This window comes from Gemmatimonas sp. (genome assembly GCF_044345575.1).
Taxonomy (GTDB): domain Bacteria; phylum Gemmatimonadota; class Gemmatimonadetes; order Gemmatimonadales; family Gemmatimonadaceae; genus Gemmatimonas.
Window position 1 is genome coordinate 1 of sequence record NZ_JBIJAW010000097.1, and the last position, 10,290, is coordinate 10,290.

Below are 10,290 nucleotides of genomic sequence, written 5' to 3' on the forward strand. Positions count from 1 at the left end.
GCGTCGGCGGGAGCCACCGCGTTGCGCACCGTCGCAACGGACCGCGGCCCGGAGCCTCCCATGAGACGACGCGCAATCGGCGTGGATACCGCCACTGCCGCATCGGCGCGCTGGGCGGCACGCACCTGCAACCACTCGTAAGCACGGCCTCGCCAGCTTCGTGCCGTGAACCCATGCAGCGTGGTGACGTGCACCGCCCCTGCTCCGCTGGCGAGTCCCCCATCGACGACATCGGCGCGGAATCCGTGCGTGTGCAGGATCTGCGTACCCTGCTCACGCATCAGCGCCCGGAGCATGCGGCGCTCGGTGAGATACGCGCGGTCGCCCACGTCGACGACATGCACGGGGACTCCGGCCTCGCGGAGCCTTGCCACCACGGGGTGCGCGGTGACGTCCCGAGGCGAGAGAACCAGGGCGACTTCCGCCTCGTGCCCGCGTTGCCTCGATCCCGTGGCGAGCAGATGCACGACGGTCTCCAGCCCTCCAGAGCGGGCCGGCGCGCACACGTGCATGATGCGCAATCCACGGCCGGCAGTCATGCCGCGGGCGTCGGGTCAACGTTGGGGCGCTGCGTGGGCTCCCACATCGACTGGCGCTGGTTGGTCAGCAGTTGCCACCACGCGAGCCAGCCGGCCACGATCGAGATGAACACATAGCCCGGGGCCGCAATCAGCCGCGGCACACGACGACCGTCCGGCCAGCGACTCACCAAGTGCGCGAGTGCGAGGCCGATCAGCATGATCGCGGTGAGCACCAGCGTCTGCGGCGCCACGTCGATGAGGAGCAAGGGCCCGATCAGCCAACCCAGCAGACTCGGGAACAGCAGCCAGCGCAGCAGTTTGTGGGACACCATCATGAACGCATAGCTGCCGTACTTGAACGGGTTCAAGAGTGCGCGGAGATACAGCAGGGTCGCGAGCCCGCGGGACATGGTTCGACTCTTCCGCCGCAGCTCCGCCTTGAGCGTGGGCGTACGCGGCACGAGGCAGGCCGCGGCGTCGACCGACACCGCCCGGTACCCGTGCGCGCGCGCCACGCTCGCTGCGGCGAAGTCGCGCGCCAGCCCCGTAGGCAGCTGCACTTCCTGCAGGTGCCGCCGGTTGGCATAGAAACAGCCGCTCGCCCCCACGATGCTGTGGACGCGGGTTTCGAGCGCCCGCAGCTGCATCTCGAGCCCCACGTAAGACGACTCCGCGGAATTGCCTTCGAGCGCCTCGTCGCCAACGCTGATGTCGCGCCCGGACGCGAGGCCAACCTCCGGATCGAGCAGCGCCTGCACCAGCGGCTTCAGTGAGCCGCGCGGAATGAGAATCGACGCGTCGATCGACACGACGATGTCCCCCGTGAGCATGGGCCCCGCCGCATTCTCACCGGCAGGTTTGCCGCCGCGTTCCGGCATTCGCAACAACTTCACACGCGCATCACCGTACTCCAGAACCAGTCGGTCCGTGCCATCCGTCGACGCGTCGGATACCACGAGCACATGAATGCGGTCGGCCGGGTAATCGGTGGCCAGCGCATGTTCGATGGTCCGACGCAGGCGGCGCTCCTCGTTGTAGGCCACGATCAATACCGTGATCTGCGGCCACGTATCCGGCTCCGGTGGGAGTGTCACGGGGGCTTTGAACCGCGACCAGACCCACAGCACCGCCGGATACCCGACGAACGCGAATCCACCAAGCGCTACGGGCGCGAGAATCAGCAGCCATCCGAGCGTCGTCATGACTTACCGGAAACAAGGGTAGAGATCCATTGGCCGGACTCCATCAGGAAGGGCAGCGGGTCACGGAAATCCAGCACTTCACGCTGGTCACCCGCCCGATGACTGACAAGCACCTGCAACGCTGCCCGAAGCCCGGTGGGCGTTCCATGCGGCAGATGCAGGGATTCAGCAGACTTCCGCCACAATGCCAGCGCGTGATCGATTTCGCCCCACTCCCAGTAGCACCGCGTCCCCGCCGAGAGGGCGGAAGGTGCTGGCGTGTCGCCCATCGCCCACTGAACGAGTCCGAGGGGGAAATTGACCCCGGCGGCGACGGCCAACTGCACCGACCCCCACAGTCGAGCGTTGATTTCCATGAGGGCCGGCGTACCGGACCCGAGCGTGCCCTTGAACTCCACCATTGCCGGACCACTGTACTCGAGTGCGTCGAGCAGTCGTTCACAGCGCGACAGCAGGTCAGGAGGGGGGGCCACCGCCTCGCGATAGGTGCTCACCCCACCTGAAGGGGGTTTCTCCCGCAATCGCCGATGCCCCGCGCTCAGGAGCGTCTTCCCGCGATCCCGCAGGAGAAACACACCAAGCCCGTCGCCGGCGCAGCGCTCCTGTACGAGCAGCGGGAACGCCTCGGGCGGATAGGCATCGACGGCCCGTGCCAACTCTCCGGCCGTGCCGACGTAACGCACGCCGACCTGAATGACCTTGCCCGCCCGATGGATGGCGGAACGGGACGGTTTGACGATGCCGGCCTCGAACTCCATCGCGTGGCCGGCGATGCCCGCCTCGGGATGCTCCAGAACCACCTGCGCCGGGACACGCAATCCGCACGCCGGAGCCGTCGCCATAAGGAGCGCCTTGTTGCTCACCCGCTCATAGGCGGCGGCATCCGGTCCGGCGATACGACAGCCCACATGGTTGGCAGCCGGCAACAGGATCCGCGACGCGGCGTCGGTGATGGGCACGACGACATCGATGCCGTACCGGCTGACCGCCGCCCGGACATCCTCCACGAAGCACGCGGGGTCGCGATCCCGACCGGGCGAGAGCGCGATATGCCGGCGGGCGAATCGCGAGGCCCCGGCGAGTCCGCGGCTCGCACCGATGGTGAAGACGTCGTGCCCGCCACGCCCGAGGGCGCGCACACAGCTGAGCGCGGCCCGCTGCAGGGGGTCGGTGACGAGCACTCGATACCTTGCTGGCATGACGGTTGGATGCGGGATCGAGGGAGCCCACGAGGGCACGCAAGGAACTTCGACGGGTGAATCGACAACAGCAAGGACGATCGAACGGCTGCTCGGTTGCGCCCGAGCATGTAGCTTCCTCCACACGTGTTGCGTCGAAGCCGTGCGCTGCGTCCAGAATCCAATGCCATTCTCACTCTCGACCGCTCTCGTCATCCTTGCACTCGCCCCCTCGTGGTTGCGCTTCCCGTCCGTCTGGGCAGCGAGCCGCGAGCACGGATTTGCGGTCGCAGGGCTGTGCCTGTGGTTGGTGTGGCAGCGACGTGATGCGTTGCGCGCGCGCTCGGCGCCGGTCCCCGTGGCGATGGCGGCCGTTGCCGTCGCCTCGATTGTCTGGTGGGTCGCCATTGAAGCCGGCATCGAAGTCGGTCACTTGCTGCTGAGTCCGCTGATTCTGCTCTTGTGGTTGACGGCGACTGCGGGGGCAGCCGCCGCTTGGGCGGCGGCACCGATCGTGTTGACGTTCATGCTGGCCATTCCCGTCTGGGAATCATTGGTGCCGCTGCTGCAATCGATGACCGTGGCCGCCAATCAGGCGGTGCTGGGTGTGCTCGGGATCGACGCCCAGATCAAGGAGACGTACATCATCCTCAAGTCCGGCGTCCTCGAGGTGGCCGACAGCTGCTCCGGATTGAACTTCCTGCTCGTCGGGACCACCGTGGCAACGGCCTACGCGTGGATTTTTGCCAGCAGCCATAGGAACCGCTTCCGCATCCTCATCACGGGGATCGTGCTCGCGCTGCTGGCCAATTGGGTTCGCGTGCTGGGCTTGGTGCTCGTGGCGGACGCCACGAACATGAAGTCGCCCCTCATGACCGACCACGAGGTGTTCGGTTGGTCCATTTTCGTGGTCGCGCTAGCGGTCTTCTTCGTGGTCGCCCGTCGACTCGAGGATTCCGCCGAGACTGCTCCGGATGTTCCCCCCGCCCGCCTGTCCGACAGCGAGGGCACCAGCCATCCCAGGTATGCCGCGGCTACCGCCCTGGCCCTGCTGGGCCCGGTATCTTTGGCGATCCTCGCGGCCATTCCCGCCGTCCGGCCCACCACATTACCCAATGCCGGTCTCGTGCTGGGGCCGCAATGGCGCGAGGTTCGTGACACGACCGCGCGCCGCGCACCGGCCCAATTCCGGGGCGCTACCTTGGCAAGCCGCGCGTTCTCGAACGGCGTCACAACCGTGCGGCTCGATCGCTATCAGTATGCGTCGGAAACCCCGGATGCCGAGTTGATCAGCTCCGAAAACCACGTCGCCCCTGATTCGGCGATCCTCGGCACGCGCCAGGTTGGCCCACTCGATCAGTCCTTCCGCCTTGTGCGGGAGACGGCCGTTCGCGACGCTGGCAACGTCGTCCTCATCTGGAGTTGGTACCGCATTGGTGACCACGAAACATCGTCGTCCATCCGCGGCAAGCTGTTCCGGTTCTTGGCGGCGCTCGAGCGCCGCACCGATGCCGAGGCGGTGTTGCTGTCGGCACCGTGCAACGGCACCAACTGCGACGCGACCTATGCCTCGCTGTACCTGCTGGTGACCGGGCGCGAATTACCCCGCCCGTCGGATCAGCCGTCGAAAACCCAGTGACGACGACCGAAACCACGTTGCACGTGGTCTGCGCGGCGTCCGAGCAGGAGCTGTCACCACATCTCGAGGCGTGGCGTATGCTGGCGAGCCGGGCCGTGCACGGTGAGTGGTGGGCCGGGCCGGACTGGATGCTCCCGTGGCTTACCGCCTTCGGAGCGCCGTATGAACCGGCCATCTTCCTGGTCTACGCCGAATCGCAGTTGGTCGGCGTCGTACCAATGGTTCGGCATCGCCACCGAGCACTCGGCTCCGCTCGCTGGACGCTCCCCCGAAATGCACACATCCGACGGATCGGTTGGCTCAGCGATATCGACCCGACGGATCTCCTGGTGTCGGTCTTTCGTGCGTGTCGGCGCATGAGCCCGTACGGCGCGATCGCGTTTCCGCAGATTCCTGCTGCGGAGACATGGGAGTCACCCCTCGACGCGGCCATCGAACGATGCGGTCTGTCGACTTATCGGGTCGAAGAGTCGGAGAGTGCCGTGGTCGACGTATCCGAGGGGTGGGACGCCTATGTGCAGAGCCGCGACGGAAAACTGCTGCGCTCATTGAAGCGTCACCTGAAGCGACTCACGGCTGAGCAAGGGTGGCACTTCGAATTCCACCACGACCGTTCGACCATCGATGCCGCGTGGCAGGCAGTACTCGACGTTGAACGCCGCAGCTGGAAGCACGGGAGCGGCAGCTCCATCGCGAACGAAGCGGGCACGGCAGTGCTCTACGGCGACGTGGTGCAGCGCTTTGCCGCGCGCGATGCGTTGCAGCTGTGGATTCTGCGACACGAGGGGGCTCCTGTGGCTTACGCGCTGGGCGTCGTCGATCGCGGATGCTACTACTTGCTCAAGAACTCGTTCGATGAGGCGTATCGTTCCGCATCACCGGGCGTTGCGCTCGTCTGGTACGCCATGCGGGAAGCCACCGAGCGTGGGGCCGTTCGCCTCGACTTTCTGGGAGACGCGATGGAGTGGAAGCGCCCGCTGGCCACGCAGTTCCCGGCGTACTTCACGTGGACCATCTACCCGCCAACGCACGTGCTCGCCCGCTGGCGCGCTTTTTCGGAAGACGTGATCAAGCCCGTCTGGCGACGCGCGCGTGCTGCAATCCACGGGAAGCCCGCGCCGTGACACTCCGCATTCTGCAACTCATCGAAACAGGTGGACCGGGCGGCGCCGAAACGGTGTTCGCCTCGTTGTCCGAAGCGTTGGCGAATCGCGGTCATGCCGTGCACTGTATGACCGGAAGGGGGAGTTGGCTCCCCGACGAACTCGCGCGGAGACAGCTCGACGTCGAGCTGCTGAACTTTCGCGGCGCGTTCGACACGAAGCTGTTTGCGCAGATCGGTCGCGCCATCGACCGACATGAAATCGACGTGCTGCACGCGCATCTGTTCGATGGCGCGGTGTACGCCGCCGCAGCGGCTCGCGCGAAAGGGATTCCGTGCGTGGTGACGCTGCACGGCCAGGTCGACGTACGGGCCGCCGGCTGGAAGGGGGCGCTCAAGCGGCAGGTATTGATGCAATGCGCTACGCGCATCGTCACCGTGTCTGCCGCCCTGCGGGGGGACCTCGCCGCTGCGTTTGGCACTGGCGCATCCCGGTTCGACGTCATCCACAACGGCGTCGCCGTGGTGGGTGCCGACAACCCGCGCACCCCGCTGCGCGATCGGTCGATGAACGAAACCCCGGATGCTCCATGGCGTCTGCTCGCGGTGGGCAACATCCGTGAACCCAAGGGCTATCCGTATCTGCTGGAGGCCATGGCCATTCTTGGGCAGCGCGGGCTTTCCGCGCGCCTCGACATCGTCGGGGAACCCGACCGGGAGGGGCTATTCGAAGCCCTACAGGCGCAGGCCGATGCGCTCGGGGTTTCGGGAGTGGTGCGTTTCCTCGGCTTTGTCGACCAACCAGCGGCGCTCATTGCCGCGAGCGATGTACTGGTCCTCGCATCGACCAAGGAAGGCTTCTCTCTGGTGACGATCGAGGCGATGGCCCTTGGCACGCCGGTTGTGGCGACCCGCAGTGGCGGCCCGGAGGAGATTCTCGTTGACGGTGAGACCGGCTTTCTTGTGCCCGCCGGGCGTGCCGAGGCTCTCGCAGACGGCATCGTTCGGGCCATGTCCGTGCCCGCGCATACCAGCAAAATCGTAGCGCAGGCGCACGACGACGCGCGCCGCCGTTTCAGCCTTGAGACCATGGTCGACGCGTACGAAGCACGGTACCGCCGGGTCATCACGGGTACGGATTAGCGTTTCGTGCCGGACACCGCGCGCACGACGGCGAGGCGGTCGGCTTCGGTCACGTACTGGTGGGTGGGCAGCGTATGCAGCCGAGCGGCGAGCTCTTCGGCACCGGGGCAGCGCGGTAAATCGCGCAGGCGCGCTCTGATCGGCGTATAGTCGCCAAGACAACGCGGATAACTCCGCGCCACACCGTAGCGTCCCAGCGCCACCGCGTCGGCCGGCGACATCAGCACCGGGAAGCGAAGTGCTCCTTCGAGTACCCGAGAGCCCATGGGCGCCGGGAGTGCGACGTCAGCGTCCTCGAGCATTACCCGCCATCGTGTCAGTTGCTCACGACGCGCCTGTGCCAATGGCCCAACACTGGCCAGTACATGTGGCAACAAGGCAAGAGTCACCCGCGAAACCCGTCGGCTTTCCGCCAAGGGGTGATAGCGGGTTTCGCCAAGCCCGAGCCCCGGGAAACTGGCCGGTAGCCAATACAGCCGCGGGTGACCCAGGATCGAGGTCGCGGCCGCCTTGCACAGGATCACCCAGTCGCCAGCGCTAGAAGCTGACGACTCCCTGTCGCCTTCGATCGGATGCGTCGATATCAACGCCCCCCCGCCACCCGCATTGCACCCCTTTCCGCGGCCGAAGCTCAGGATTCCCCATTCGGCCAAGCCCCCCGCAGGCACGCCGTCGAGTGATGCGCCGGCCGCCTGTGCCGCATCTTCGATGAGCGGCACGCCAAATTCTCGAGCCAGCGCCGCAACCGGTGCTGGATCTACGATACGGCCGAAGAAATGGACGAGGACGACGCTGCGCGCACCCTGCTGCAGGCACGAGCGTAAAGACGCCAGATCCGGCTCGAGGGCGAGCGGGTCGAGGTCGTACAGGTGAATGTCGGCACCGGTCGCGATCGCTGCCGCGCCGAGGTCGGGGCAGCCCCACGCGGGAAGCGCCACCGACCAGGGCGATGTTGCAGGACGATGAGTCAGCCGGGCTGATTCGAGCGCACCGGCGAGCGCGGCTGTCCCGCTTGCCATGACCGTGACCGTTCGCTCGCGAAAGATGTCGCGCAGCCGATTGGAGGCAGCGTCGGCCGTGACAGATGGCGCGATCAGCGTAGTCGACGCATCGACCAAGCCGCGCAGCGAAATCGGGCCAAGAACCGGTGGGATCCTGCGTGGCAGCATGAGCGCAACATAGCATGAGGGGGCGCAGTGTGCGGCCTACAACAGTGCGGTGTGCGCGCAACACCACGAGCAATCACGGGGCTGCTCTCGCCGTCGCCGGGCCCATACCGGCATCAGCGATGCACCACCCATGCAGACGTCAAATTACATGTTTTCAGCTACTTAGGACTGACCATGCTGTTCACCGATCTATTTCGTACCGACCGGAATCGTCCGAAGAGGAGAGCGGCACGTCGTTTGCTACCAATATCGTTGGTTGCTTTCCCCCAGTTGCCATTGCCCCGCAACTGCCCTTTGCCCCCTTGAGGTTCCCATGAAGCGAATTGCCGCAGCGCTCCTGGCGCTAACCCTTGCCGCCCCGGCAGCGTCGGCCCAGCTGCCGCTCGATCCTTCGGTGGCGGTAACGTTCAACAACAACACCTCGCGCCGCACCGGTGCCACCGGCTTCGGCGGTGAGGGCGGTGGATACTTCGGGTCGTTCAATATCGACTTCCCGACCGAAACCCGCACCTTCGAGAACTATCTGCTGTGGTGCATCGACGCCTACCGCGGCGTGCAGGTGCCCGGGACCACCACGTATCAGTTCTTCACGGTCCAGTCGTTCGTGCAGTCCGGCTACGGCGCGCCGATCTGGCCCTCCGGCGAGTACGATGTGACCGCTGGCGACATGGGCAACGTCACGTCGCTGGTGAACACGCTCAGCACGGACTGGAGCTCGCTCAGCGCTGGGCAGCGCAACGACTACCAAGGCTCCATCTGGCAGTCCTTCCGTGGTCAGAGCACGTACCCGAATTCGGCTACGGCCATCATCGCCGGCGACCCGTACTTCGAGACCTCGGGCTGGTACGTGCTTTACAACGGGACCAATCAGACGTTCCTCGTGCAGGTTGCTGAGCCGGGCACCATCGCGCTCCTCCTCCTCGGCCTGTCGGGCATGGCGTTCATGGCTTTCCGTCGCCGTTCGGTGCAGTAATTGGTTCATACCGAAAAAAGGCCGCGACCCAGCAGGGTCGCGGCCTTTTTTGCATTCCGGCATAGAGGGAGCCTCTACCCGCGACGACGCAGTACCTGCACGGTGCGCTCGACCATACCGAGAAGCGGGGTGGGCGTGCATTGCCATTCGCCACCAATGGTCGCGCGAATGCCGCCGAACCCTGCTTTGAACGCCGCGATCGTGGCGCGTGGGTCATCGGTATGCTCCTCTGATGGTACGCCACCGAGATCGACCGAGGTACACCCCACCTGTCGCGCCCAGCGGAACCCCTCCCAAAGGAGTGGATAGGAGATCGGGGTGCGGCCCAGCTCAGGTCGCCGGGCTGTGCCCGCAACCGAATACACGCATTTTGCACCTGTCTTCTCGAAGACGGCGAAGCCGACCAGCTCCTGGTGATTGGCCCCGATCGGGTGGAACGCCCCGAACAGCACGCTGTGCTCGGCTCGCCCCGACAGCAGCAGCATGGGCTCGACCTGCTCGGGGGACTTCCCGTGGCGAGTGAACGCCTCGACGAGCAGGCGATCGATCTCCGTACGAAAATCGCCGTACGCGATGGGGCGCACCACGAGATGGCTCCGCCCCGCCTCGCGAATGTTCCGTCGCGTACTATTGGAAAACGACGCGAGCTGCTCGTCGTCCGTTGGCAGGACCGGCGCGATCAGGGTCTCGAGATACTGCCGGGGCGGTGCGGGCCGGTAGCCCGCTTCGGTCAGCGCTGCAGCCAGTGCCCTCCGGACCTCCGGGCGCTCGTCGTAGAACGCGACGTTGACCCGTAATGTGTACTGGTGCGCCCGCCGGAGCGCGGCGAATATCTCCGCCGCATGATCGAGCAACGGCTCGAAATCATCGCCACCCGCGCGTTCTACACGGAGCAGCCAACTGCCGGGGACGGCACGGCTTCGATGCGCGACGACCGGAAACCCCGTGCGCAGGACCCCTCCGACGTGCACACCGCACCAGAGCAGCGACGCAGCGCTATCGGCCCCGACCACCGATCCGTAGCGCACGTACCGCTGCAACACCGCGCGTTCTTCAGCGGCCGAGGGGGCATCCCACGGAAGCCATGAAAGTGCTACGTCCGCCACCGTACTCAATCGAAAAAGGCCCGCAGCACGGTGCCCGGACGCGGATCGTAAGACATGCGCGGAATCCGCCAGCGCCACGCGCCGTGCGCCTCGCGTTTGGCAGGAGAGATACTCGAACCGTGCTCGGAACTGATGGCGCCGATGCAGCCGTGTCGCTCGGCGAGTCGCTCGTCACGCTCGGAAAAGTCCGACCGCTTACCGTACGGATAGCAGAACAGCGACGACGGATGCCGCAGCTCCTGGCGGACACGCTCGAG

9 protein-coding genes and 1 pseudogene are annotated in these 10,290 nt (G+C 66.0%); 4 read left to right on the plus strand and 6 right to left on the minus strand.

What is annotated here, in order from left to right; translation table 11 throughout:
* The 3 genes from ACIQ6O_RS07835 to ACIQ6O_RS07845 form a co-directional block, all read right to left on the minus strand.
* Positions 1–539: glycosyltransferase (locus ACIQ6O_RS07835; protein WP_396207223.1), on the minus strand; the 539-nt coding region annotated here is incomplete at its 3' end.
* A complete protein-coding gene (locus ACIQ6O_RS07840) occupies positions 536–1,723 on the minus strand; it encodes a glycosyltransferase (protein ID WP_396207224.1) in 1,188 nt (395 codons plus the stop codon). The genes ACIQ6O_RS07840 and ACIQ6O_RS07835, both read right to left, overlap by 4 nt.
* Positions 1,720–2,904 (minus strand): ATP-grasp domain-containing protein, encoded by a 1,185-nt coding sequence (locus tag ACIQ6O_RS07845; protein ID WP_396207225.1) that lies wholly within the window; start codon positions 2,902–2,904, stop codon positions 1,720–1,722. The genes ACIQ6O_RS07840 and ACIQ6O_RS07845 overlap by 4 nt, the downstream gene beginning before the upstream one ends.
* Positions 2,905–3,085: 181 nt before the next feature.
* Here ACIQ6O_RS07845 and xrt point away from each other — a divergent pair, with 181 nt between their 5' ends.
* Genes xrt through ACIQ6O_RS07860 form a run of 3 tightly spaced genes read left to right on the plus strand, consistent with a single transcriptional unit; the run spans position 3,086 to position 6,785 of the window.
* The gene (gene xrt / locus ACIQ6O_RS07850) at positions 3,086–4,540 is read left to right on the plus strand and encodes an exosortase (RefSeq protein WP_396207231.1); all 1,455 of its coding nucleotides are present in this window, start codon (positions 3,086–3,088) and stop codon (positions 4,538–4,540) included.
* Positions 4,537–5,664, plus strand: a complete 1,128-nt coding sequence (locus tag ACIQ6O_RS07855) for a GNAT family N-acetyltransferase (protein ID WP_396207226.1) — start codon at positions 4,537–4,539, stop codon at positions 5,662–5,664. The genes xrt and ACIQ6O_RS07855 overlap by 4 nt, the downstream gene beginning before the upstream one ends.
* Entirely contained in the window at positions 5,661–6,785 is a 1,125-nt protein-coding gene (locus ACIQ6O_RS07860; RefSeq protein WP_396207227.1) for a glycosyltransferase family 4 protein, read from the plus strand. Before ACIQ6O_RS07855 ends, ACIQ6O_RS07860 begins: the two co-directional genes overlap by 4 nt.
* Here ACIQ6O_RS07860 and ACIQ6O_RS07865 read toward each other — a convergent pair.
* Positions 6,782–7,954 (minus strand): DegT/DnrJ/EryC1/StrS family aminotransferase, encoded by a 1,173-nt coding sequence (locus tag ACIQ6O_RS07865; RefSeq protein ID WP_396207228.1) that lies wholly within the window; start codon positions 7,952–7,954, stop codon positions 6,782–6,784. The two genes, ACIQ6O_RS07860 and ACIQ6O_RS07865, sit on opposite strands and share 4 nt — an antisense overlap.
* 313 nt (positions 7,955–8,267) lie before the next feature.
* Between ACIQ6O_RS07865 and ACIQ6O_RS07870 the strand changes: the two genes are divergently transcribed.
* Positions 8,268–8,927, plus strand: coding sequence for a PEP-CTERM sorting domain-containing protein (locus tag ACIQ6O_RS07870; RefSeq protein ID WP_396207229.1), 660 nt, complete (start codon positions 8,268–8,270; stop codon positions 8,925–8,927).
* Between the two features lie 74 nt (positions 8,928–9,001).
* Here ACIQ6O_RS07870 and ACIQ6O_RS07875 read toward each other — a convergent pair whose 3' ends face one another.
* Together ACIQ6O_RS07875 and ACIQ6O_RS07880 are read right to left on the minus strand one after the other, a co-directional pair.
* Positions 9,002–10,033 carry a hypothetical protein gene (locus tag ACIQ6O_RS07875; RefSeq protein ID WP_396207230.1) on the minus strand — a complete coding sequence of 344 codons (1,032 nt, stop codon included), beginning with the start codon at positions 10,031–10,033 and terminating at the stop codon, positions 9,002–9,004.
* A gap of 5 nt (positions 10,034–10,038) precedes the next feature.
* A pseudogene (locus tag ACIQ6O_RS07880) lies at positions 10,039–10,290 on the minus strand (hypothetical protein); the annotation flags it as partial.